The organism is Bacteroides sp. CAG:189, assembly GCF_000432295.1.
In the GTDB taxonomy this organism is placed as follows: domain Bacteria; phylum Bacteroidota; class Bacteroidia; order Bacteroidales; family Bacteroidaceae; genus Bacteroides; species Bacteroides salyersiae.
In genome coordinates this window covers 73,499-98,803 of record NZ_HF991053.1, presented here as the reverse complement: position 1 = coordinate 98,803, position 25,305 = coordinate 73,499, and the positions used below count along the sequence as shown (strand labels likewise).

The 25,305-nt window shown below is 40.0% G+C and carries 25 protein-coding genes; 11 read left to right on the top strand and 14 right to left on the bottom strand.

The genetic code is table 11. The features are described from left to right. Positions 1-233: 233 nt before the first annotated feature. Positions 234-800, top strand: coding sequence for an elongation factor P (gene efp, locus QVP90_RS07395; protein WP_002558969.1), 567 nt, complete (start codon positions 234-236; stop codon positions 798-800). A 132-nt stretch (positions 801-932) separates the two neighbouring features. Then, positions 933-2,330 carry an alkaline phosphatase gene (locus tag QVP90_RS07390; protein WP_025819142.1) on the top strand — a complete coding sequence of 466 codons (1,398 nt, stop codon included), beginning with the start codon at positions 933-935 and terminating at the stop codon, positions 2,328-2,330. A 90-nt stretch (positions 2,331-2,420) separates the two neighbouring features. Here QVP90_RS07390 and QVP90_RS07385 read toward each other — a convergent pair whose 3' ends face one another. The 3 genes from QVP90_RS07385 to QVP90_RS07375 form a co-directional block, all read right to left on the bottom strand. Continuing rightward, positions 2,421-2,663, bottom strand: coding sequence for a winged helix-turn-helix domain-containing protein (locus QVP90_RS07385; protein WP_005926819.1), 243 nt, complete (start codon positions 2,661-2,663; stop codon positions 2,421-2,423). Between the two features lie 254 nt (positions 2,664-2,917). Further along, positions 2,918-3,682 (bottom strand): UDP-2,3-diacylglucosamine diphosphatase, encoded by a 765-nt coding sequence (locus QVP90_RS07380; protein ID WP_025819141.1) that lies wholly within the window; start codon positions 3,680-3,682, stop codon positions 2,918-2,920. An 89-nt stretch (positions 3,683-3,771) separates the two neighbouring features. Continuing rightward, complete coding sequence (locus QVP90_RS07375) at positions 3,772-4,083, bottom strand: metal-sulfur cluster assembly factor (protein WP_005926825.1); 312 nt, start codon at positions 4,081-4,083, stop codon at positions 3,772-3,774. A gap of 474 nt (positions 4,084-4,557) precedes the next feature. On the opposite strand from QVP90_RS07375, the gene QVP90_RS07370 reads away from it, so the two are divergent. The 5 genes from QVP90_RS07370 (at position 4,558) to QVP90_RS07350 (ending at position 9,951) form a co-directional block, all read left to right on the top strand. After that, the gene (locus QVP90_RS07370) at positions 4,558-5,172 is read left to right on the top strand and encodes a hypothetical protein (protein ID WP_021936064.1); all 615 of its coding nucleotides are present in this window, start codon (positions 4,558-4,560) and stop codon (positions 5,170-5,172) included. Between the two features lie 225 nt (positions 5,173-5,397). Continuing rightward, positions 5,398-7,092 carry a tetratricopeptide repeat protein gene (locus QVP90_RS07365; protein ID WP_007479027.1) on the top strand — a complete coding sequence of 565 codons (1,695 nt, stop codon included), beginning with the start codon at positions 5,398-5,400 and terminating at the stop codon, positions 7,090-7,092. A 155-nt stretch (positions 7,093-7,247) separates the two neighbouring features. Beyond that, positions 7,248-7,625 carry a DUF3244 domain-containing protein gene (locus QVP90_RS07360; protein WP_007479028.1) on the top strand — a complete coding sequence of 126 codons (378 nt, stop codon included), beginning with the start codon at positions 7,248-7,250 and terminating at the stop codon, positions 7,623-7,625. Positions 7,626-7,739: 114 nt separating this feature from the next. Continuing rightward, the gene (locus QVP90_RS07355; protein WP_021936063.1) at positions 7,740-9,341 is read left to right on the top strand and encodes a hypothetical protein; all 1,602 of its coding nucleotides are present in this window, start codon (positions 7,740-7,742) and stop codon (positions 9,339-9,341) included. A gap of 166 nt (positions 9,342-9,507) precedes the next feature. Further along, positions 9,508-9,951 carry a hypothetical protein gene (locus QVP90_RS07350; protein ID WP_007479030.1) on the top strand — a complete coding sequence of 148 codons (444 nt, stop codon included), beginning with the start codon at positions 9,508-9,510 and terminating at the stop codon, positions 9,949-9,951. Between the two features lie 73 nt (positions 9,952-10,024). On the opposite strand, the gene radC is transcribed toward QVP90_RS07350, so the two are convergent. From radC to QVP90_RS07315, 7 genes are all read right to left on the bottom strand, one after another. Further along, positions 10,025-10,720 (bottom strand): RadC family protein, encoded by a 696-nt coding sequence (radC, locus tag QVP90_RS07345; protein ID WP_021936062.1) that lies wholly within the window; start codon positions 10,718-10,720, stop codon positions 10,025-10,027. Between the two features lie 22 nt (positions 10,721-10,742). Beyond that, positions 10,743-11,732 carry a glycosyltransferase gene (locus QVP90_RS07340; RefSeq protein ID WP_021936061.1) on the bottom strand — a complete coding sequence of 330 codons (990 nt, stop codon included), beginning with the start codon at positions 11,730-11,732 and terminating at the stop codon, positions 10,743-10,745. Positions 11,733-11,838: 106 nt separating this feature from the next. Continuing rightward, positions 11,839-13,035 (bottom strand): acetate kinase, encoded by a 1,197-nt coding sequence (locus tag QVP90_RS07335; RefSeq protein WP_021936060.1) that lies wholly within the window; start codon positions 13,033-13,035, stop codon positions 11,839-11,841. Positions 13,036-13,057: 22 nt separating this feature from the next. Continuing rightward, entirely contained in the window at positions 13,058-14,077 is a 1,020-nt protein-coding gene (gene pta, locus QVP90_RS07330) for a phosphate acetyltransferase (protein WP_005926837.1), read from the bottom strand. A gap of 133 nt (positions 14,078-14,210) precedes the next feature. Next, positions 14,211-15,713 carry a hypothetical protein gene (locus tag QVP90_RS07325; RefSeq protein ID WP_005926839.1) on the bottom strand — a complete coding sequence of 501 codons (1,503 nt, stop codon included), beginning with the start codon at positions 15,711-15,713 and terminating at the stop codon, positions 14,211-14,213. A 7-nt stretch (positions 15,714-15,720) separates the two neighbouring features. After that, positions 15,721-16,521: a DUF4384 domain-containing protein gene (locus QVP90_RS07320; RefSeq protein ID WP_005926841.1), complete on the bottom strand. Its 801-nt coding sequence runs from the start codon at positions 16,519-16,521 to the stop codon at positions 15,721-15,723. Positions 16,522-16,548: 27 nt separating this feature from the next. Continuing rightward, the gene (locus tag QVP90_RS07315; RefSeq protein WP_005926843.1) at positions 16,549-17,232 is read right to left on the bottom strand and encodes a hypothetical protein; all 684 of its coding nucleotides are present in this window, start codon (positions 17,230-17,232) and stop codon (positions 16,549-16,551) included. Between the two features lie 209 nt (positions 17,233-17,441). On the opposite strand from QVP90_RS07315, the gene QVP90_RS07310 reads away from it, so the two are divergent. From QVP90_RS07310 to QVP90_RS07295, 4 genes are all read left to right on the top strand, one after another. After that, positions 17,442-17,780, top strand: coding sequence for a CidA/LrgA family protein (locus tag QVP90_RS07310; RefSeq protein WP_005926846.1), 339 nt, complete (start codon positions 17,442-17,444; stop codon positions 17,778-17,780). Continuing rightward, on the top strand, positions 17,777-18,472 hold the full coding sequence (locus QVP90_RS07305) for an LrgB family protein (RefSeq protein ID WP_005926849.1): 696 nt from the start codon (positions 17,777-17,779) through the stop codon (positions 18,470-18,472). Before QVP90_RS07310 ends, QVP90_RS07305 begins: the two co-directional genes overlap by 4 nt. A 56-nt stretch (positions 18,473-18,528) precedes the next feature. Next, positions 18,529-19,446, top strand: a complete 918-nt coding sequence (locus QVP90_RS07300) for a DUF2156 domain-containing protein (RefSeq protein WP_021936059.1) — start codon at positions 18,529-18,531, stop codon at positions 19,444-19,446. A 72-nt stretch (positions 19,447-19,518) separates the two neighbouring features. Further along, the gene (locus tag QVP90_RS07295; RefSeq protein WP_005926855.1) at positions 19,519-20,529 is read left to right on the top strand and encodes a GNAT family N-acetyltransferase; all 1,011 of its coding nucleotides are present in this window, start codon (positions 19,519-19,521) and stop codon (positions 20,527-20,529) included. A gap of 105 nt (positions 20,530-20,634) precedes the next feature. On the opposite strand, the gene QVP90_RS07290 is transcribed toward QVP90_RS07295, so the two are convergent. The 4 genes from QVP90_RS07290 to folP all read right to left on the bottom strand — a co-directional run bounded on the left by QVP90_RS07290 (position 20,635) and on the right by folP (position 25,262). Continuing rightward, entirely contained in the window at positions 20,635-21,954 is a 1,320-nt protein-coding gene (locus QVP90_RS07290) for a TldD/PmbA family protein (RefSeq protein ID WP_025819139.1), read from the bottom strand. A gap of 89 nt (positions 21,955-22,043) precedes the next feature. Further along, positions 22,044-23,585, bottom strand: coding sequence for a TldD/PmbA family protein (locus QVP90_RS07285; RefSeq protein ID WP_021936058.1), 1,542 nt, complete (start codon positions 23,583-23,585; stop codon positions 22,044-22,046). Between the two features lie 13 nt (positions 23,586-23,598). Beyond that, a complete protein-coding gene (cdaA, locus tag QVP90_RS07280; protein ID WP_025819138.1) occupies positions 23,599-24,363 on the bottom strand; it encodes a diadenylate cyclase CdaA in 765 nt (254 codons plus the stop codon). A gap of 44 nt (positions 24,364-24,407) precedes the next feature. Continuing rightward, entirely contained in the window at positions 24,408-25,262 is an 855-nt protein-coding gene (gene folP, locus QVP90_RS07275) for a dihydropteroate synthase (protein WP_021936057.1), read from the bottom strand. Between the last annotated feature and the right edge of the window lie 43 nt (positions 25,263-25,305).

Sequence of the window (25,305 nt, the reverse complement as noted above, 5' to 3'; positions counted from 1 at the left end):
GTTTTTTCTCTTTCTGTTAGAGGGTTGAAATGTTCTTTTCATTACTGTATCTTGTTTTTATTGTTATTATTCTACGTAATCGGGCTGCAAAAATAGGCACTTTTTTTAAATAAACCAAGAGATAACTCATTTTTAGTCAAAAGATTTTGTATTTTTTGCCGATTTAGATTACTTTTGCACCCGGAAAGTCCAGTAGATAACTCAATAACATTAAATAATAAAAGATATCAAGTATGATTAATGCTCAAGACATCAAGAACGGAACCTGTATCCGTATGGACGGAAAGCTTTATTTCTGTATCGAATTTCTTCATGTAAAGCCAGGTAAAGGTAACACATTCATGCGCACCAAGCTGAAAGACGTAGTAAGCGGTTATGTTCTTGAACGCCGTTTCAATATCGGTGAAAAGCTGGAAGATGTACGTGTAGAACGTCGTCCTTACCAGTTCCTATATAAAGAAGGTGAAGATTATATCTTCATGAACCAGGAAACTTTCGACCAGCACCCGATCGCTCACGACCTGATCAACGGAGTAGATTTCCTTCTTGAAGGAGCCGTGCTCGACGTTGTTTCCGATGCTTCTACAGAAACCGTACTCTACGCCGACATGCCTATCAAAGTTCAGATGAAAGTTACTTATACCGAACCGGGAATGAAAGGTGATACAGCTACCAACACACTGAAGCCGGCAACCGTAGAATCCGGTGCAACCGTACGTGTTCCGTTGTTCATCAACGAAGGCGAAACCATCGAAATCGATACTCGTGACGGTTCTTACGTAGGACGCGTGAAAGCATAACAACAGTATTTCATTCATATTACAAAACGGTAAACCGATTGCAATAGACCTGCAATTTGTTTACCGTTTTTTTCGTTTATCCCCTGTGTAATCCGTATATTTGCCTGTCAAAATCAAAAACCTCTTAATATAATGAAGCGATTAATGTATGTATTATGCTTTGTACTGATATCCGTTGTAGCACACGGACAGGCGAAGTATGTCTTCTATTTCATCGGTGATGGAATGGGAGTAAACCAAGTGAATGGCACAGAAATGTATCGTGCCGAATTACAAAACGGACGTATAGGAGTGGAACCGTTACTCTTCACACAGTTCCCCGTAGGCACCATGGCAAGCACTTTCTCGGCCACCAATTCAGTAACAGATTCATCGGCAGCAGGTACCGCCCTCTCCACTGGGGTAAAGACTTACAATGGAGCCATTGGAATGGACGACCGGAAAGAACCCCTGCAAACAATCGCTGAAAAAGCTAAAAAAGCCGGTAAGAAAGTGGGTGTTGCCACCAGCGTAAGTGTAGACCATGCCACTCCCGCCGCGTTTTATGCCCACCAACCCGACCGTAACATGTATTATGAGATCGCAACTGATCTTCCCAAAGCTAATTTTGATTTCTATGCCGGAGCAGGCTTTCTAAAACCCACCACCACAGCAGACAAAAAAGAAGCACCAAGCATCTTCCCCATGTTCGAAGAAGCCGGCTATACTCTGGCCCGTGGTTACAACGATTTTAAGGCAAAAGCCCCGCAAGCTCAAAAAATGATTCTCATCCAGGAAGAAGGCGCCAATGCATCTTGCCTGCCATATGCCATCGACCGCAAAAAAGACGATCTGACCTTGGCACAGATTACCGAGAGCGCAATCGAATTTCTTACCAAAGAAAAAAACAAAGGCTTCTTCCTAATGGTAGAAGGCGGCAAGATAGACTGGGCTTGCCATTCGAACGATGCCGCTACCGTATTCAATGAAGTAGCGGATATGGACGAAGCCATAAAAGTAGCCTATGAATTTTACAAAAAACATCCCAAAGAGACGCTGATCGTAGTCACTGCCGATCATGAGACCGGTGGTATAGCATTGGGAACAGGCAAGTACGCACTGAACCTGAAGGTTCTTCAGCATCAGAAAAACTCCGCCGATATCCTCTCTGCCCGGATCAGCGAACTGAGAAAAGCTAAAAACAATAAGGTTTCGTGGGAAGACATGAAATCTTTATTGGCAGACAATATGGGATTCTGGAAAGAAATTCCTATCTCTTGGGAGCAGGAGAAGAAACTACGCGATGAATACGAGAAATCGTTCGTAAAAGATAAAGTAGTTTTCGAAGAAAGCCTGTATTCGAAGAGTGAGCCGATGGCTGCACGTGCCAAAGAGGTAATGGATGAAATCGCTATGATCAGTTGGGCCAGTGGAAGTCATTCGGCCGGATATGTTCCGGTTTTCGCCATTGGAGCAGGTTCACAGCTTTTCGGAGGAAAGATAGACAACATCGAAATCCCGCAACGAATTGCCAAAGCGGCAAAATACTAAAGTACATTAAAACAACAAAAGTCCTCTCATCAAACAGAGGACTTTTATTTTTTATACATCACCCAAGCATAACACATGGTACCGGTTTTCTTATCCGAAGGCAAATTCATACTTGCTACTTTGATTGGTTACTACCAAGTTGTCTCCTCTGAATTCAAGGTTGATATTTCTCTCTTTCGCCAACCATCCCAAAATAAAGGCCAAATTCTCTCTGTCGATTCTCAAGTGAGTGGAAGACAGTTTAACAATCAAGTCTTTTGCACTAATTTCACTGGTTTCCCTCAAAATACGTCTGATTTTCAGCAACGCATTATTAAATTCTTGCTCGTTCATAGTTCTCCGTTTAAAAGTTAGACATTATATTAACATATCGCAGAATCCATAAATAGCAGATAAATCGCTTCCGATCTATAAGGGGGGCATAAGATGGCAATTCACTATCAAAAGCAAATATAGCAATTTATATTATAAATACAAATAATACGTCCCTATTTTTATTTAAACTATAAGCTAAAAGATGACTTAATTAAGAATATATCACATTCCTTTATCATTGGGGTAATAATCGAAAAAGGGTATACGGCCTACTACAACTGTGTTTCTCCTTCTATATAATTCTCCAGGAATAAATTCTCACCGTCAAACACGACATATGAAAAGTAATTGATCCAATCTCCCAAGATCAGTACCCGTGCAGTAGTGCTCAACATCAAATCAAGCTCTATATGGCGGTGTCCGTAAATAAAGTAATTTATATTCGGATGATTCTTCAGATATTCTTTGGTATAGAGCACCAGATATTCTTTATCTTCACCCATATAATCAGGCTCTTTCCCGTCTTCACGTTTCATGCGGCTATGCTTTGCCCATGTCAAACCTAAATCGATGCTCCATCGGGGATGAATCATTGAAAACAAAGTCTGCAGCGTTTTGCTATGAAACATCGAACGTAAAAACTTGAATTTCTTGTCCGGATCTCCCAAACCGTCACCGTGAGCCAAATAAAATTCCCTGCCATAGATTTCAGTAGTAAGAGGTTTGCGATGAATAATTACGCCACACTCTTTTGACAGGTAATCCCCACACCAGATATCATGATTGCCGATAAAGAAATGCACTTCTACTCCCATGTCCGTCAACTCGGAGAGCTTTCCCAAAAAGCGTGTATACCCTTTAGGAACCACCAATTTAAACTCATACCAGAAGTCGAACATATCTCCCAGTAAATAAATAGCCCCGGCTTTATGTTTGATGCTATCCAAGAAATTCACCAACCGCCGTTCTTGTGTACGACCGTGCTCAATAGCACGGGAACCCAAATGAGCATCGGAAAGGAAATAGATGTTTTTCATTTTTATTCCATTGAAAGTTTTACAATTCACTATTGACAGTGAAGCGGACAGTGTGGCATTGTACTGCCACACTATCAATTATTTGTTAATTAAAGAAAGCCCAACTCCAGTTTTGCCTCTTCACTCATCATATCCTTGTCCCATTCCGGCTCGAAAACCAAATTAATGGCAGCCGACGGCACTCCGTCTATGGACTCTACCTTCTGGCGAACGTCCTCCATGATGAAATCGGCAGCCGGACAGTTAGGAGCTGTCAGCGTCATATCGATAGCCACCTCTCCGTTATCAGCAACTTCTATTTTATAAATAAGCCCCAAATCGTATATATTGACCGGAATTTCCGGATCATATACAGTTTTCAGCATATCTACAATCTTCTCTTCTATTTCAAACTTTGTCATAATCGTGAACTTTATTGATTACATAGACAAAAATAATGCTTTTCTGCATAGAAAGGTTTATCAGTTCCCTCTTTTTATGCACTTTTGTAAAATTATACAAGAATCAAAAACAGTTTCATTATTTAGACTCCTGTTTCTACCGCATAATTGCGGGGGTTATTGTAGCCTAAAAAAGCTTCTCAAATTTAGAGCCTGCTCATTTTCCATCACATACAATATTAGTTTCAGTACATAGCTCTCTATTAGAACAAATACTACAACAATTTGATTTTCATATCCTTACATACCATCAACGTCCATTTGTTACCATTTTGTTACCAACGACAAAAGATTTAAACGGATATTATTACACAATTGTTACTTAATAAATATCGTAATAATAAAAAAACAGTGTTCTTTGCAGCAGATAATCCCCAATATTGAAATCATCAAATTGTCCTTTTTAAACAGACTCTAATTTTATATAGCAAAAATATGATAACGAAGAAAAACTTATTAACAGCACTATTGTTCCTGTTCGTATCTTGTCCTATGTGGTCACAGATTTTAAAGAGTTCCGGTATTATTGTGAAAGCGGGTAAAGGTGAAATCGCCTACAACACGCCCACCCACATTGATAACATGGATACAGATATAAAAAATTCTTATATAAAAGGAAAAGCAGCCCTTGAATTCGGTTATCGTTTCAGATTACAGCCGAATAAATCACGTTTTTTCTATGACATAGATGCATCCGGCGGATATAGCAAATATGAATATGCCATGAATTTTCTACCTAAAGAAAACACTCAATACACAGGTTCTTCTGGCTCTAACGTTTTATTATCATTCTCTTTAACCGGTATGGCCAATTACAATATTTTCAAAGGCTTGAACATCGGTTTGGGTGTACAGCCAACCGTTTATATATGGGAGAAAAAATTCTTTGACATTCCTCTACTCGCCAAAGTGAGCTATGACTTAAAATACGTGGAATTAGGATTTTCTTATAAATATGGATTGACCCGAAATTATAAAGTTCCCCTTTTCAAAGACAATCGATTATCGCAATGGCAATTCTCAATCTATATTCCATTATGGAAAAAATAAAACCGGCAAATCGGCTACAACGAAAACTAAGTTAGCTATTTTATTTCCTGGAAGAATTTGATCGGTCTTTTCAACTAATTTGATAATTAGTTGAAAAGACCTAAAATATATCATAGATTCATGATACAGACAAAACAATGAATAATACTTAATTAAGAAAGCAAATCAATTTTTCTTGAATCAAAAGAGCTACAAGTTCTTCGATATTATTGCTATATTTGTAGGATGATGAAATACACACAAATTACATTCCAGCTCATCGGCAAACTATTTCTTTTTATCGTCTTGGCTGGATGCCAACAAAACGATAAGTACACCGCCTTGCTATTACAAGCAGATTCTATCATGAATGTTCGTCCGGACAGTGCATTGGCGTTACTCAATTTGATACAGTTCCCCCAAGAAATGAAAACTGCCGACAGAGCATTGTATTCTCTCCTCTTCACACAGGCCGAGCAGAAAAATCGGATATCACACACCAACGACTCTCTGATCCGGATAGCAGTAGACTATTACAAAGATAAAGACGATAAAGAACAGGAGACCAAAGCTTATTATTATTTGGGATGCGTATATCAGGACATAGGCGATATAGTGGGTGCAACTGATGCTTTTTTGAAAGCATTGAATATAAATCCTCAAGTGATAAATGATACAGAAAGACTTACCATGATATACGAAAATTTGGCAGAATGCTATCAAAGCCAAGGGTTTTATGACAAGGCAATGGAAATGTATCGCATTTCTTACAAAACAAACATCAACCACAATGAAGAAAAAAATATACTTTTTTCTTTGCAAGGAATCGGAGAAGTATTTATGTATCAACATCAATGGGATAGCGCAGCCTATTATTACAATGAAATCATAGAAAAATCACGTGCAATTGGTGACTCATCCTGGATATCTATTGGAATCAGTAACCTTGCACATGTTTATTATAATCAGAAGAAATACCCAGAAGCTTATCACACTGCTCTAAAATCTATTCATAATAATAATGAAGATAAAGAGAATGAAATAACCAGCAAGTACATTTTACTTGGCGATATCTTAATCCAACTGGGGCAATATGATTCAGCTCGTTACTATCTATCACTTAACAGTATTAAAGAAGATCCTTTTTTACGAGCTTCCAGACACTTTTCATTATATGAACTTGAAAAAAAATGTGGAAAATATAAAGAAGCAACACAATACATTGATACATACACAACCTTATATGATTCCCTTCGAGAAGAAAAGAACAAAGAAGAAATCGCAAAGTTAATAAACAGCTATACAATAGAAAGATACAAAAGAGAAATCTCCGAAAAGCAGAAACATCAAACCAGAATCTCTATTTCCTTTTCTATTCTCATAATTATTTCAATTTTATTCATTTTCTTGATGATCGATAGGCATCGGAAACAAGAATATATTGGCCTACATAAATCTTTAATGAAAAAAAGAGGAGAGATAATGAAGATGCAGGAGGAACTGAACAGCATGGACATGAACCATTCACCAAACTCTATACAAGAGAAAGAGAACAAACAAAATATTCTAAAACAATTACAAAAAGAGAAATTTTATTATAGTATTCAATTATTTCAAAAAACTTCCTATTACAAAACCATACAAGAACTAAAACAAAAAAGAAGAATTGAGGAAAAAGTTTTCACCTCAGGAGAACGCGGACTTTTATGGGATTGCATTTATCAGATTTTCTCAGATACAATGTCATATCTGAAAGCGCAATGTCCAGAATTGACTAGAGAAGATTTATTATATTGCATCTTCTATCTATTAGGATATTCCAATTCAATCATTATTATTTGCACAGGAAGCAATGCAAATGCCTTAAAGTCAAGAAAAAATCGGTTAAAAAACAAAATGACAAAAGAGCTATACTCATTTATCTTTAGCACCTACAAATAGCTGATATACTACAAATTAAGTATAACTTAACGCTTCACATTGTCTTAAAACATTCGTGAATTAGGATAATTATTACCTAATTATTACCTAAATCATAATGCTTTTTCATCTAAAAACCAGTCCTTTATAAAAAATTAATCCCAAAATACAAAATTATGAAAACCAATTTTTTATTATTACTCTTCATCACCCTGACTATCTCAGAAGTGACATTAGCAGAAACTTTAAACAAGGGAACAAAGATCGAGTTAAAGTATCATCTAAGAAAAGATCATCGTTCTGTTATTGAACAACCATTTCAAGTCTTCTTAAACGCATCTTTTATTACTATAGAACAAGATGTTTCTTCATCAGATGTCTCATTCTATACTATAACAATCAAAGATGCTAACACAGGAAAAGTTACAGAGACATTGACTACTACTGGAACTATTTATATCGATATAAGTAACTTTCTTTCGGCAGAATACGATATAGAGATTGATATGGAATCGATGCTACTATATGGAAGCTTTACAATACAAGATAATTGACATATATGAATAATAGTCCAAAACACACTACAGCTCTTTATGATCTATTTTCAGACACCATCTTGAATACAAAAATTTAATCCATACAGTATTTATTCAATAAAAAAGTAAATTATGACAAACATCTTAAAAAAATTAACAGCACCGTTAATATTACTAATGATTGTATCATGTTACAATGATAAATTTGATACAATTGATAATCTATCATTAGTCGAAGACAATAATATTGAACTCAAACAAGAAAGCAATCTAAAAAGTGAATTCTCATTAGCTTTAGCTAAGGTTTTTGCTGAAAATAAAGATGTGAGAAAACTTATAAAAAGAGAAGCTCTAAAACAGTTTGATTATGACTATGATGTTTTATACATGTTAGTTAAGGATAAAAAAATGGAAAATAATAAAACATTAGAAGAACTTTTATTAAAGTACATGAGTAAAGATGATCTCTTTACTCTGACACAAAAGATACCCACTTTGACAATATTCGTGCCTTCTCTCCCTGAAGAATCTTTTTCTGCAGAAAAATGGGATATTGAACAAGAAATTCCTCTTGTTGCATATAAAAATGAAGAAAACTCAATATTATATGTAAATAGTGAAGGAATAGTTAACGCTTTTGAGGAAAACGAGATTCCTGTATTCGCCATTGTAGCAATTAAGCCGTCAGAAAGAGTTATTGTAGAGAATACATCTACTCGAAACTCTAATTCGTCAACAGTACTACAAGCTGAAAATGGAATGAATTTTGTCTTTGAATTCGATGAATTTAATAATATTACTTCTTCCACGATTAAAACCAGAACATCTGCAACTGTTATTCCTGATCTCTTCAAAAAAATTTATGATGCAAAAAAGTATTCTGATAAAAACGGAGTTTGGCAAAGGGATTATATTTATTATAATATTTCGACTAAAGATGGTGAGGGTGTATTTCAAAAAAACGTTTCCGAATGCATTTATTCTCTTGAATTATTAGGAGATCCCAATACTATGTTTAGAATGTTAGCAGACCAAGACTCTGATCCTCAATATTACAAAGAAAAACCGTCAGGTCCAAGACCAGGATCAGGCCGAGGTACAAGAAGTGAATATCATAGAGCACAAGGAGAATTTTGGTATGGAGGAAATTTTGAGTTTCTAGTAAAGGTTTATATTAGTAATAAGCAACTAAGCTCAAATGAAATTATCAAAGCAATATCCGTTAATCCATTTCATTTATTTGAACTAGACATACAACAAAATGGCCGGAGGCCTGCACAGGTAATGGGAGTTAAAAAGATAAAGAAATACTACTTACCTACTCCGCTTCCCCTTTTTGATTGGGATATAGAAAATTATTCTGCTTCTGTTAAAATATCTATTGAAGAAAAAGATGATCAACAGACATCTCAGAAAACATCAGAGACAACAAGTACATTTGCTACAAATTTTGAATTCAATGCAAGCTTGGGAGAAATTACAAAAAAGGGAGCTAAAATGGGAGTTTCTGCATCTACGACATATAAAACGTCCACTGTAATAACAACATACTTAAATAGTGACCAATTAGGAGATGTTATAATTAACTTTGGAGATGATGTCATAATAAAAGACGAAATGGAAATAATTGATTCTGAAAGTGAAAGCGAGCAAAATATTTACAGGCCTGTAGTGAATCCCAAATATAACTCCGGATATTATAAAATAGGAATACTTCCTTTACCACAGTATTAACTCAAATCATTTCCCCAAAGTATTATTTCCTCCACATACTTTGGGGGAATAGATATTTACGCTTACCTTTCACCACTAAAAGAAGAAAGGTAGTATATGATTACAAAAAAACAAAGGAATACCATTATATATTTATATACATCTATTCACTATAAAGTAGGTTATTATGAGAACAGCAATACAACAATTAAGTTACATCCTAATTCTACTAACAATCTTTTCATCATGCAATAAGGATAATGAAAAAGAGATTATAGAAGAAAGCTATGAAATGAATATCAAAGTGGAATATACCAAATGGTCAGAGTCATATCCGGATGAAGGTTCTAAAATATATATATACTTCAATCGCCAAATGGAAGATTTCACAGCTATGAAGTATGAGGCAGATGGTGTATATTATTCAGTCGATAAAATCATCAGACCGGATCAAACGGATATAGCAGACAAAAACGGATTAGCCATTATTGATTTTAGAGATCATTTAAATATAAAATTCTCATTGATGGTTGAAAGTAGATATACAGGATTAAGAGCATTTATGTATTTTGAAAAGTATGTTTTCGCAAAAGAACATTCCTTTAGTTTTCTCAAGTCAAATCCTGAATAGTGACAAAGATCTAATGTACAAGAGGTCTAGGATATAAAAGAAGGAAATCTATTTATCCCCATACATATACTTTTTATACAAGCCCTTCATCTGCAAAACTGTAGTACTTGCCATCACAAACGATAACGTGGTCTACCAATTTAATATCCATAGTCCCGGCAGCATTAAATATTCGCTGTGTCAATGCCTCATCTTCACGGCTAGGATGATTGTTGCCCGACGGATGATTATGAACAACAGCCATCTGGGCAGCACGCTGCAACAAAGCTTCCCGCAGTACAGAACGCACATCTACCAATGTGCCGGAAATACCGCCCGTACTGATCCGGATCCGGTCTATCACCTTATTCGCCTGATTCATCAGCAATACCCAAAACTCTTCCAGTTCAAGATCGCACATCAACGGATGAAACAGTTCGTAAATATCCTTAGAACAACTGATAACAGCCCGCTCCTTCACTTCCTGCAATTTACGGCGCTTTCCCAATTCCAAAGCAGCCATAATGGCAATGCTTTTCGCCGGGCCGAAACCTTTAAAACAAGAAAAGTCACGGACTCCCCAATGAGCCAGTTCGTTCAAATCATTATGACAGGAGACAAGTATCCGTCGCATCAGCTCTACCGCGCTCTCTTCGGTATTGCCGGAGCCGATCAGAATAGCCAACAACTCGGCATCGCTCAGGGCGCCCGAACCTTTCAACATCATTTTCTCTCTCGGACGATCCTCTTCCGCCCATTGGCAAATAGTCAGTTTGTGTGTATCTTTCATTGGTATGTGTATATATGTACCTTCATTTATAAAAGTTCTTTTGAAAAGCTTCGAACTCACCTCGCTTCAAAATGCAACGTTGCCACCAAGCTCTCCAGAAACCGGTTCCATAACCGATCAGTTGTATAAAAGAAGCAGCAATAGAGTAAACTCCTATACGCAAACTGTGATTACAACAAGAGGAATCTACGCAAACCAACAAAGCATAAAACAGAATCGGAAGAAGGCTATACGGACAGAACAAACCACCGACGAGCAACAAAGCCACCCCTAAAGTAAAAGCAGCAGGAAGCAGGTGCACCAGCTTTAATGACTCCGGATATTTTTTATAAAGATTGATACGGGCAATACCGGAATTATGCACTTGCTTAAAGAACTTCTTCAAATCGGTGCGCCGCTTATGATACACCCATGCACCGGGAAACAAACGGCATTTGTATCCTCCCTTAAAAATCCGGATACTAAAATCGATATCCTCTCCAAAACGCATCTTGGAAAAACCTCCCAATGCCTGATATACCTCCCGTCTCACCCCCATATTAAAACTACGCGGATAGAATTTATCCATTTTCTTTTTACCACCACGAATGCCACCGGTCGTAAAGAATGAGGTCATGGAATAATTAATCGCTTTCTGAATGTCTGTAAAAGAATCATGCGCACAGTCGGGACCACCGAATGCATCGGCAGGAGCCGTTTCCAATTCCGCCTCTACTTCATCGAAATAGCTTTCCGGAAGGATGCAATCAGAATCCAATATGATCAGAAAATCCCCCTGACTCCGCTCAGCTCCATAATTGCGGCTTTGCCCCGGCCCGGAATTAGATTTCTGATAATATTTCAAGTCAAGCACCGCCTTGTACTTTTCTGTAACAGCCAGACAAGGAACAGAAGAACCGTCCTCGACTACAATCACTTCAAAATCTTTAAAATGCTGATTTACGAGGCTTTGCAACAATTCGTCCACCTCGTCGGGACGGTTATACACAGGTATGATGACGGAATATCTCATATTCGTTAGTTTTATCTACCGGCAAAGATACATCATTATTTTAATAAAAAACGGGACTATCCTTATTAGGATAGCCCCGCCTTGCGTATTAATCATTTTTTCGGAATTATTTTCCTACAATATCCATTGTGTCAGAAGCGATCAACAGTTCCTCATCTGTAGGAATAACCACTACTTTTACTTTTGAATCAGCAGCAGAAATGATAGCTTCTTCACCGCGGACTTTGTTCTTTTCGGCATCCAGCTTCACGCCCATAAATTCGAGCCCCTCGCATACACCTGCACGACAGCTTGCTTGGTTCTCACCGACACCACCGGTAAAGAGAATCACATCTACGCCACCCAAAGCAGCAGCATAAGCACCAATGTATTTTTTGATACGATAGAAATACATCTTTTCTGCCAGAATTGCTTTCGGATTACCCTCTGCCACAGCAGCTTCCAACTCACGCATATCGCTCGATACGCCGGAAACTCCAAGAACACCGCTTTTCTTGTTCAGCAGATTGGAAATACCGGTTGTATTAAGTCCTTCCTTGTCCATGATGAAAGTTACGGCACCGGCATCGATATCACCGCTACGTGTACCCATCATCAATCCTTCCAACGGAGTAAGTCCCATAGTCGTATCGATACATTTACCATCTTTGGTAGCAGCGATAGAGCCGCCGTTACCAATGTGGCAGGTTATCAGCTTCAACCCTTCGGGTTTAACACCCAAGTACTCACATACGCGTTGAGATACATAACGATGAGAAGTTCCGTGGAAACCATAACGGCGCACACCGTATTTTTCATACAGTTCGTAAGGAACAGCATATAAATATGCATAGTCAGGCATTGTCTGATGGAAAGCCGTATCAAACACTCCAACCTGTGGAATATTGGGGAGAATGGCCGAAATGGCATCCACTCCCTTCAGGTTTGCAGGGTTATGCAACGGTGCCAGATCGTTGCAAGCGGTAAACGCTTCCAATACTTCCTTATCGAGCAATACGGATTTGCTGAAACGTTCACCTCCATGTACCATACGATGACCCACAGCATTGATTTCATCCAATGACTTGATAGCTCCGTATTCCGGATCAGTCAATGTATGAAGGATAAATTCCACTCCGACAGTATGTTCCGGAATGTCCTTTTCCAATATTTTCTTTTCTCCGTTAGGCAAAGTAAATTTCAAGAAAGAGCCTTTCAAACCGATCTTTTCAATACCGCCTTGGGCAATCACTTCTTTACTGTCCATATCGAACAGTTTATATTTGATAGACGAACTTCCACAGTTCAATACTAATATCTTCATTTCTGATTATCGTTTTATTAAATTATTTGTTTTTCTTGGCTGCGATAGCTTGATTGGCTGTAATAGCAATCATTCTATACACATCTTCAATAGAACAACCACGTGAAAGGTCGTTTACCGGACGGGCAATACCTTGCAGAATCGGACCGACAGCATCGGCGTGTCCCAAGCGTTGCACTAATTTATAAGAAATATTACCGACTTCAAGACTCGGAACAATCAATACGTTGGCCGCACCTGCAATGGCTGACCCCGGCGCTTTGCTCGCACCAACCTCCGGAACCAAAGCTGCATCTGCCTGCAGTTCACCGTCAATAGCCAATGTAGGAGCCATTTCTTTGGCAATCTTCAATGCTTCAACCACTTTATCTACCACTTCGTGTTTAGCCGACCCTTTCGTTGAGAAGCTGAGCAATGCTACTTTAGGTTCCTCTATTCCGGCAACAGCCTTAGCAGTACCAGCCGTACAGATCGCAATCTGAGCCAACTGAGCAGCATCCGGAACCGGAGTCACGGCAACATCCCCCATCACAAGAATACCATTCTTACCATATTCGGGAGCATGTGTCAACAACAACATAGCACCGGACACGGTAGTAATTCCCGGAATAGTCTTGATAATCTGAAGCGCAGGACGCAGTACATCACCGGTCGTATTGCGGGCACCGGCCAACTGTCCATCGGCATCCCCGTTCTTAATGATGAGACAACCCAGATACAACGGGTTAAGCACCAGCTTACGGGCCTCTTCGATAGTCATGCCTTTCTTTTTGCGAAGCTCGCACAATAACTGTGCATACTCTTCTTGTTTCGGATGATTCTCCGGGTCAATAATGGTAGCCTTACCGATATTTCCCAGTCCCCATTTTGTAGCAGCCTCATGAATCTCATCAGGGTTACCCAAAAGAATAAGGTCAGCAACTTCATCTGTCAAAATCTGATTGGCAGCTTTCAAAGTACGTTCTTCGGTTCCTTCCGGAAGAACAATGCGTTGGCGATCCGCTTTCGCACGCGCAACAATAGAGTTAATTAAATTGAGCATAGATATTTAAAATATGTATAAATTCGGTAGTAAGGTGTTATTCACGCCGCAAAAGTACACAATTTTGTAATATCTACATTGCAAAACGGGGCGTTTTTACGCCCCGAATCTACAATTATTATAATATTTAACACTAACGAATGATTTGTGGAGAGACTTTCTTGAATTGCTCCATACACATCCCGATAGATGCACCGATATAGGTAGGATCGCAGATCAAATATTTGGCACCATCATCCAATATGACATAATCGCCCGGTATCTCTTCCGTGAATCGAACAGCCGAAGCGATATGATTGGGGTAGTCGAGCAAAACGGCATCCAGTCCCAATAGATCTTTTACCAAAGTAGAATACAAAATAGCACGGTCTTCACAATCGCATGCCGGATAAAAGAAGTTTTCATCCAGAAAGAAAGGCTTTTCATAACCGAACTGATCTCCATCAGTCTGATACTCAAAACCGGTCTGAACAAATTCTATCAGAATATTGGCAGCCTCCTGTTGAGATTTTCCCTTAATAGCTTCTTGCAAAGGAGGATAAAGAGTCGCTTTCAACTCTTCACTCATCGGAGTGTGATAATAAACCGACACGTCGCATTGCGGATAACTCTTATAAAACTCCATCAGGTTCTTGTTCACTACTGTTTCCACTTTAACCGAACCGGATTCAGGAGATACGGATTCTGTGTGCTCAGCCATATCGAACTTCGGAACAGCGTCGATGGAAAGGGAAACATAGTTCTTCGCATTGGGAAAATCTTGTTTATAGGTATAAACTCCCATCGGCCCGTTTGTCTTCTCGGCATCAAATACATAATATTTCGTACCGTCTAATAATATATAAGGTATGCCATACAACACACCGGCCGGTGCTACCATCAATTTCAGCTTCTCATTGATCTTCGAAAGACGGACTTTATATCCCGATTTGTTCAAAATAAACATCTGCAAAAAAGCAATATCATCTTTTTGCTGCTCACCGTAAAGCTGCTCACCTATTTTCTTGGTAAACAATAAATAAGCCCAGTCGCTCATTTTTTTCTCTTCACGCAAAGTCATGCAATCCTTTATCAACTGCTCATGGTCTGCTTTGCAAAGCTGGCTCCATGCATCAGCGACGTCCGCTTCACGATTGCCGGCCAATGCCAGGTTTTCTATGGCATCGGTCGCTATTTCAAAAGCAGAGCCATAATAATTGACAGGAGTACGGTGTATCGGACGCCCTGTAACAGGCACCACCGGAACATCTATTTTCACAGACAGATAAGGCTGTCCCGGTACATATATCCCCGGAACCGGTTTGTCTGTAACAGCCGACAAAGAAGGTTTACCAATATCAACCGGTTTAATCTCCACGGGAGCCTGAGGCCGTTTTCCATCAAAAACAGGTTGTTTTTCCGGTTCCGGACGCACCGGAGCTTTCAAAGGATCAAACGCTTCAAACTTAACCCATGTTTCTCTGAGAAAAGTTTCAAAATCCGCATCGGCCTTATTCTTAAAGTCGTTAAACTCTTTCTGCTGCTGTTTCTGAAAATCATCGAATTCCTTCTCAAAATCCACTTCCTGAGCTTCCATTACAGTAGCAGAGAGGAGCCCTCCAAATACGAAAAGAAAAAAACACCTTATCTTGTTCATCTGTCTATCATTTTATCAATACCATCTCATAAAAAGCACAACGCTGATTGGCAGGCATCGAATAAACCCATTTCAATACACTCTGATAAGTAACCGCCTCCGTAAAAGGGACATTACTTTTCGTTGCAACCATCATAATATTGATTTTTTCATTGCCTTTGCCCGAATGTTTTTCCATAAGATAATCTACCGCATTACTAAAAGGAACCTTATATTCATGCCCGGCTTTCAACAGATTATTCGGTTCGTACGCATTGGGATAAAGCAACGCTCCACCCGTGCTGTCAAACCAGAAAAACTTCAGATAAGAGTCAGTTCCATGTACAGTCAACCGGCATGTAAACACATCCCCTTCTTTATACAGAGTCTCCACGCCTTTCACTTCAAGCGCATACGAACGATCCGGTTTATCGTCTTTTTGTACAGTGGCATCGATCGTTACTACTTTATAGAGGCTACGGCTATCCACATCCCACAATTCTTCTACTTTTTTATTGGTCACATTGACCATTCCTCCGATAGCAAGCACACTCATCTGTGAATATGCTTCATGGAATTCCGCCCCGTCATTTTGAGTGATCTGGCCAAAAACCGACCAGACACTCTCCATAACGCCCGCTTTTTGCAAGGCAGCTTTCTTCGCTTCCATGAAAGCACGTTCTTCGGCTTGCTTCAGAGTTATCTCATCACTAACCTGCCATCGTCCCTGAACACCTTTCACCTTTACAGTATTCTGTGCACAAAGAGTTCCGACAGGTATCAACAACAAAAAAGCTGTTATAAACCCCAGTAGCCTGATTATTTTCATTCAGTTTTCTAATTTTATAATTTGTCTTTAGTAACCGAGCTTATCCAGCTCCTTAGCCAAATCTTCCGATTTTTTCGCCAATTCTGCACGTACGGCACTGATAGCCGCCTTATTGGCCGCTTCCATACTGTATCCTAATGTCACCATCACTTCCACATTCTTGTTGTCCAATGTTCTGTACACTTCGACCAATGGCACTACACGACCCAATGTAGCAGAAATCACACTTTTGCTGGCACCGACCACACTCGAAAGACTGGCAGCTTCCTCCTGTCCCATATCATCGTTTGCCACTTTTGCTTCTATCAATTGAGATACTTTAGTCTGGATCTGTCCGGCCAGATCTATTTTGGCAGCATTCGTAGCCTGTAAAACTGCAGAAGACTGATTCCCCCCGATTGCTCTTGAAGAGGCAACATACCAGAACGGAGTTCCGTCCGGAGTCATCTCCGCCTGCTTCTGCCATGCATTTTCAATCTGCTTGTCCAAAGGTAACTTACCGACCGGAGTTTTAAAGCCTTCCTTAGTCAATTTTTTAGCCTCTTTCCGTGCTTCCTTAATCGCTTTCTTCTGTAAATCCTTATTCAAAACTTTTTCCTGTTTTGCAATTTCTTTGTAATCTTCCTTGGTTGCTTTTTCCTGTGCAAATGAATTCACTGAAACCATCATAGCCAAAGCAGCAAAAACGCTGACTAATAAACTCTTTTTCATATTCGTCTTGTTTTTTAATTATTAATGTTCATACTTGAATTATGCGTTGTATTTATGCAAAAATAAATATATTTCCCTTTCTTTTTCTTTTTTCTCCTGTTTTTTTTCACAAAAAGAGCGGTAAAAGAAAATTCTTCACGGAAAGCAGTGACAACTCTATCAGTAATTTCATAACTTTGCCGCGTTTTCAAATTCAATAGGTAAAAAATATGATACGTCAGTGTGCCATTTTATTTGGCTGTTTGGCTTTGGGTGAATTGATTGTTTTTCTTACAGGGATCAAGCTCCCGTCCAGCATCATAGGAATGTTGCTGCTTACCCTCTTTCTGAAATTAGGTTGGATTAAATTGCAATGGGTGCAAGGCATGTCCGACTTTCTGGTTGCCAATCTCGGTTTCTTCTTTATCCCGCCGGGAGTGGCGCTTATGCTTTATTTTGACATTATTGCGGCACAATTCTGGCCGATAGTGATTGCAACCCTTATCAGTACCATCCTTGTGCTTATCGTTACCGGATGGGTTCATCAATTAGCACGGAAAATCAAATGAGTTATTTAGAAAATGAGTTTTTCTTGTTGGCGATTACCTTCGGGATTTATTTCTTCGCCAAATTACTGCAAAAGAAAACCGGATTTCTTTTGCTAAATCCTATTTTATTGACCATTGCCGTCCTGATCGTCTTTCTGAAAATGACGCATATCAGTTATGAAACATATAATAAAGGCGGGCATCTGATCGAGTTTTGGTTGAAACCGGCAGTTGTGGCGTTAGGAGTCCCGTTATACCTTCAATTGGAAACAATCAAAAAGCAGTTGCTACCTATCTTGCTGTCGCAACTGGCCGGTTGCTTTATCGGTGTTGTTTCCGTGGTATTGATAGCCAAATTAATGGGAGCATCTCAAGAGGTTATTCTGTCATTAGCTCCTAAATCGGTTACCACACCTATTGCCATGGAAGTAACTAAAACATTAGGAGGCATTCCCTCACTGACAGCCGCCGTAGTAGTTTGCGTAGGGTTGCTCGGTGCTATCCTCGGATTCAAGACAATGAAACTGATGCATGTAGGCAGCCCGATAGCCCAAGGTCTCTCCATGGGAACGGCCGCTCATGCAGTAGGAACTTCCACTGCTATGGATATCAGCAGCAAATACGGAGCATATGCCAGTTTGGGGTTAACTCTCAACGGCATATTTACCGCATTGTTAACACCGACTATTCTCCGATTATTGGGTATGTTATAACAAAAATGACTTATATTTGTTATATAATTATACACTAAAAAAGAAAACGACTTTATATGATAGATTTCAAAGATATCACACTTCAAGATAAAGATACCATCACGGGATATACAATGAACAGTTGTCGCCGCAATTGCGACCTTTCTTTCTCCAACCTCTGTAGTTGGAGATTCCTGTATCATACCAAATTTGCGATCGTCGACGATTGGCTGGTTTTTAAATTCTGGGCCGGTGAAAAGCTGGCGTATATGATGCCCGTAGGACAAGGAGACTTAAAAAAAGTGTTGGAAGCGCTTATTGAAGATGCCCGGCAGGAAGGGCAACCATTCTGCATGCTCGGTGTCTGTTCGTGTATGAGGGAAGAACTCGAAAACATCATGCCCGGACAATTCACATTTACAGCAGACAGAGACTATGCCGACTACATCTATCTCCGCACGGATCTCGCCACCCTGAAAGGGAAGAAATTTCAAGCAAAGCGAAACCATATCAATAAATTCCGTAACACATACGGTAATTACGAATATACCCCTATCACCCCCGATCGCATTCAGGAATGCCTTGATCTGGAAGCCGAATGGTGCAAAGTAAACAACTGCGACCAACAGGAAGGAACCGGTAATGAGCGCCGTGCCTTGATTTATGCATTGCACAATTTCGAAGCATTAGGACTGACAGGTGGAATTTTACATGTAGACGGTACAATTGTTGCTTTCACTTTCGGCATGCCGATCAACAAAGAGACTTTCGGCGTACATGTAGAAAAAGCCGACACAAATATCGACGGCGCTTATGCGATGATTAATTATGAATTTGCCAACCACATCCCGGAACAGTACATTTACATCAACCGAGAAGAAGATTTGGGAATTGAAGGATTACGCAAAGCCAAGTTATCTTATCAACCCGTAACTATTCTCGAAAAGTACATGGCGTGCCTGAAAGAGCAACCACAAAATATGATTAAATGGTAGAACAAACATCCATTTGACTCCTGCATAAAAAAATTCAAGTACACATCAAACACCCAAAGACATAAAAGGAAAATGATAAAGGAAAAAGTAAAGGCATTATGGAAACTTTGCTTTGAAGATAGCGAAGCGTTCATAGAAATGTATTTCCGGCTGCGTTACAACAATGAAGTAAACATCGCCATAGAAAGCGGTGATGAGGTTATTTCCGCACTTCAGATGCTTCCCTATCCTATGACTTTTTGTGGCAAACAGATCCAGACATCATATATCTCCGGCGCCTGTACCCACCCCGACTACCGGGGTAAGGGTGTAATGAAGGAACTATTATCACAGGCTTTAACGAAGATGCTGCACAACAATGTTATCTTAAGTACATTGATCCCGGCCGAACCCTGGTTATTCGATTATTATGCCCATATGGGATATGCACCGGTATTTTGCTATTCAGAAAACGATATTCCAGATCAAGATCGTTCTTCCACCGGTGTCTCCGTAAAGAGATTGACCGATGAACAGGAAGAGGTATATCAATACCTCAATCAAAAGATGAAAGAACGCCCCTGCTGTATCCAACACACTCAAACGGACTTTAAAGTTATTCTTGCCGATCTCGAAATAAGTAGAGGGAAAATGTATATAGCCATTTATGAAAAAAAGATAAGCGGAGTAGCAATTGTGTACCAACAAGAAAACAGATTACAAATAAGTGAATTGTTCGCAGAAAACAAAGAAATAGAAAAAGCTTTGCTCTACCATATCCAACAGGACAAAAAAAACGGTAAAGTCACACTCCTCACTCCTCCCGCGGTAAATGGCAAACCGTTCGTTTTGGGCATGGCACGTATCGTTGACGCGAAAACATTTCTCCAGATCTATGCGGCTTCCTATCCCAATATAGAAATGAACATTGAGCTCACAGACAAAGTATTGACGACAAACAACGGTTACTACTATCTCTGCAAGGGAAAATGCATGTTCAGTAAAGAACGCCTACCGGGAAGTCACTCACAATTGACCATTGGAGAATTATGCGAAAAAATTCTCCTCCCATTGAAGCCTTATATGAGTTTAATGCTCAATTAAAATACGTCATACAAAAACATCCTGTATATCCACTCCGAACAAGAATCCGGAAAACAGACATACAGGATGTTGTGGCATTCCAAAGAAAAAACTATATAAGATTAATCAGAGTCCGCTAAAATCCACTCCCTCAAATACCAATGACGGTATGCGCCAGGAAGAGGAAAGACGGGGATCATTTCCCGTTTCTACCAAAGAAGACCAGAGAGCCAGCATATTACCGGTCACATTCATTTCGGAAACCGGTTGAGTCAATTTTCCATTTTCAATGAGGAAACCCTCGATACCATAAGAGAAGTCTCCCGTAGAACTGTTGCAATTACCACCGTTAAAACCGGTGATCAGAATGCCTTTATCCACTTCTGCAACTAACCCGTCCAAATCGTTTTTGCCTGTTTGCAATACCAGAATAGACGGAGAATTTACCGTAGAAGCTGTTCCCATCTTCTTCGCATTATAAGTATCGATGAAATAAGTATTCAATATACCATTCTTAAAAACAGCCCGACGTTCAGTCGCAACTCCTTCACTGTCGAAATAACGGGCACCGGATGCCTGTACCAGATGAGGTTCATCCATCAAGGTCATTTTATCGGCAACCACTTTTTCATTCAGTTTATTCAGCAAGAAAGAATTTCTCTGCTGCAGGGCAGAACCATATAGCGCGCTTATCAACGGACCCAACAATTGACCGGCATTCAATGGGTCTACTACCATCGTATACTTACCGGACTTAACCTTCTTTTGTCCCACTTTACGCAAAGCACGTTCCAAAGCTTTACGCCCGATATCCCCCTTAACCAGCTTATCAAAATAAAGCGAAGACTCATACCAACCGGCAGAAGGACGTGCCTCTCCTTCTCCTTTTATTGCCACTTCGGCAGAAAGGGAATACCAACTACTCTTTGTTTCCCCTTCAAAGCCATTGCTGGTAAGTCTGTAACCAAAATTCTCTCCATCACTATAGGAAGAACCGACGGAAATAATACGTTCATCCCGTCCCAGTGCTTCCTCGGCAACAGCTTTAGCCAACGCAATCTTATCATCCGGCTGAATAGAAGAGAATTTAGGATCCAGAAGTTTCAAATCCGGTTTTCCCCCTTTATAATAGCGGGAAGCATCCGGCAATACACGAGCCTCGTCTTTTGCTAAATAACGCGTAGATTCGATACCGTTCGTTATAAATGTTTCCAGTTCTTTCTTGTCCAGACGATTGGTAGAATAAGTTCCATAGCGTCCGTCTACATATAAGAAGATAGTCAATCCGTTCTCTGAGGCTTGCTGCAAACGATCCATTTTGGCGTCGCGCAGTTCAAAAGAAGTGTTAGAACCGGAATAAAGGTTCACTTTTGCTTCCTGGCAACCGTTCTTTAAGGCATAATCCATTGCCCATTGAGCCAGTTTTTTATTGTTGTCTGATATCATAAGAGTTGAAAGTTGAGAGTTGAAAGTTGAAAGTTAGACAGAACTTCTGTCCGATGCTTCGACTTACAACTTTTGTTTCTTTTTATGTTTTAGTTTTCTCCTCCAACGGTCAGTTTACTAACCAATGCCGAAGGCATTCCACAGGTTACGGGACAAGACTGTCCGTCTTTGCCACAAGTCCAGGTACCATTATCAATCTTATCATTATCAGCCACCATTGTGATGTCTGCCAATGCTTTCGGACCGTTACCGATAATGTTAATATCCTTAATAGGTTGTGTCAGCTTTCCGTTTTCAATCAGATATCCCGATTTTACAAAGAAAGTAAAGTCACCCGCACCGATTTGCACCTGTCCGTTTGTAAACTGATCGACGAAGATTCCCTGTTTCACAGAAGCAATAATATCCTCTTCTTTCATATTTCCCGGTTCCATATACGTAGCACGCATACGCGGAATAGGTACATTACGGAATGTTTCCCGACGTCCGTTACCGGTAGGTGCAATGCCATAATGCCTGGCACTGATACGGTCGTGCATATAGCTTGTCAAAACCCCTTTCTTCACCAGATAGGTTTTCTGCCCGTCCACTCCCTCGTCATCGAAGTTTACAGAACCGCGATTAAACGGAATCGTACCGTCATCAATTACAGAGATGTGCTCATTGCATACTTTCTTATTCAACTGATCAGAGAAAATAGAAACATTTTTACGATTAAAATCAGCTTCAAATGCATGCCCGATAGCCTCATGCAACAAAATACCGGAACCGCCTGCCCCCATTACCACAGGCATCTCACCCCCTTTAGGTTTTATAGCCTTAAATAAAATGGCAGTATTATCCACCGCTTCACGTGCCAGTATTTCTACCAGATCATCCGAAAGGAATTCAAAACCTTTGCGATAAGCACGGGCGGCATAACTATTTTCCATTCTACCATTCTCTTCCATAATACAAACAGCACCCAGTGTCACCATCGGACGATAATCATAATACATCACCCCTTCACTATTACAGAAAAGAATATGAGAGGTCGTATCACTTTGGTTCGCCATTACTTTGGACACCCGTTTATCCAATGAGAATATCTTATCATTCAGTTTCTGCAAATAAGGCATCTTATCTTTCAAACTGACTTCTTCCCAAGAAGTAGTTACGGAATAATAATTTTTCTTCAAAGTCTTTGCCTTCAAGCCTACCGGCCCCGCCTTTTTGTTTCCGGAAGCAATCCGGGCCGCCGTACGTGCGGCATTCAGCATATCATCGAGCGTCACATTTTCCACATAAGCATATCCGCTCTGGTCACCGGCAAGAACACGAACTCCCATACCGAAATCGATATACGAATTGCAGCTGTTCACCGCTCCGTCTTTCAATCCGATAACATTAGTAAAGGTATGTTCAAAGAAAAGATCGGCATAGTCTCCTCCCTTTTCAAGAGCGGCAGCCAATACCTTTCTCATATTTTCTTCACTCACTCCAAAATGGTTCATAGCCGATAAAAGAGCAGCTTTCTGATCGCCTCCCCCCATGGCTCCTTTTGCCGACGAAGGCATGGCAAGCACCGAACCGGCTGCCAGTGAGCCGAGTAATGCCATTCCTCCTGTTCTCAAGAAATTTCGTCTGTCCATATGTTTTTATTAATCAAGATTTTTTAGTCAACAAGCTTTCCAATTCTTCGGCATTGAGGCGAAGATAAAATTGGCCGCGATAAGCCACAGAAATAGCGCCGGTTTCTTCAGACACAATAATGGCATGTGCATCCGACTCCTGAGAAATTCCCATCGCAGCCCGATGGCGCAGTCCCAATTCCTTGGGAATATCCAAATTGTGCGAAACAGGCAATATACAACCTGCCGCTTTTATACGCTTTTTACTGATTACCATTGCCCCATCATGCAACGGGCTGTTTTTAAAAAAGATATTCTCTATCAAGCGCTGGTTTACATTGGCATTTATCAATTCACCAGTGCGGACAATATTATCCAAAGGCACATTATGTTCAATCACAATCAAAGCACCTACCTTCTGTTTTCCCATACTGATACATGCCATTACCACAGGCATAATATCTTCATGTTCCAAAGATTCTTTCTTATTTCCGGTGAAGAAACGGGCCAGAGCGCTGACATGCTGATGTGAACCCAATGTAAACAAGAAACGCCGTATTTCATCCTGAAACAATACAATCAAGGCCAACACACCCACATTCATCAATGTATTGAAAATAGAACCCAAAAGCTTCATTTCCAATACCTGAGTCACCACCAGCCATATCAAAATAAAAACCAGAATACCAGTAAAAACTTTGATAGAACCGGAAGCCTTCATCAACTTATAGACGTAATACAGCAGGAAAGCAACCAACAGAATATCAATGAAATCTTTTATACCGAATTCAAAAAACATCCCCGCAGCCATAGCTATTATTTGATATTCTCCCATAAACGCATTCAGAATTTATAACCGACTATTTTCTCTACCATCTTTACAGCCTCCACAGCTTCGCGCACATCATGCACCCGGATAATATCAGCCCCTTTCATCAAGGCTATCGTATCCAATACGGTAGTCCCATTCAACGCTTCCTGAGGAGTACTTCCAAACAGACGATAGATCATTGACTTTCTGGATATCCCAACCAATAAAGGCAGTTCGAACACTTTAAACTCCTCGAGATGTGCCATCAGTTCATAATTATGCTCCAATGTTTTCCCAAATCCGAAACCGGGGTCAAGAACAATGTCTTTCACTCCCAAATCACGCAATTGCTGTATTTTCTTTGCAAAATACATAAATATCTCTTTCAGAAGATTATCGTAATGTGGCTCCGCCTGCATGCTCTGTGGTGTGCCTTGCATATGCATCATGATGTAGGGTACCCCCAGACGGGCTACGGTTTCAAACATTTCCGAATCCATTTCACCGGCAGCAATATCATTAATAATGGCAACGCCATACTCTTTCACACACCACTCTGCCACATCAGCCCGGAAAGTATCTACCGAAATGATGGCATCCGGATGATTTCGTTTCAGAATCTCCAAGCCCATTCGTAAACGATGCATTTCCTCTTTCGAAGAGATATTCTCCGCATTCTGCCGGGAAGAGTAAGCACCAATATCGATTATAGAAGCACCTTCGCTCAATATTTGTTGCGCACGCTGCGCAATATCCGCTTCAGTCTGCATCCGGCTGCCGGCATAAAAAGAGTCTGGAGTAACATTCAGAATTCCCATCACTTGAGGGACAGAGAGATCGAGCAACTGCCCGTTAACATTCAAATATCTATGTACTAATGAGTTCATTAATCTCTTTGTTTCTGTTAGATTTATTGCAAATGTAGAGAAA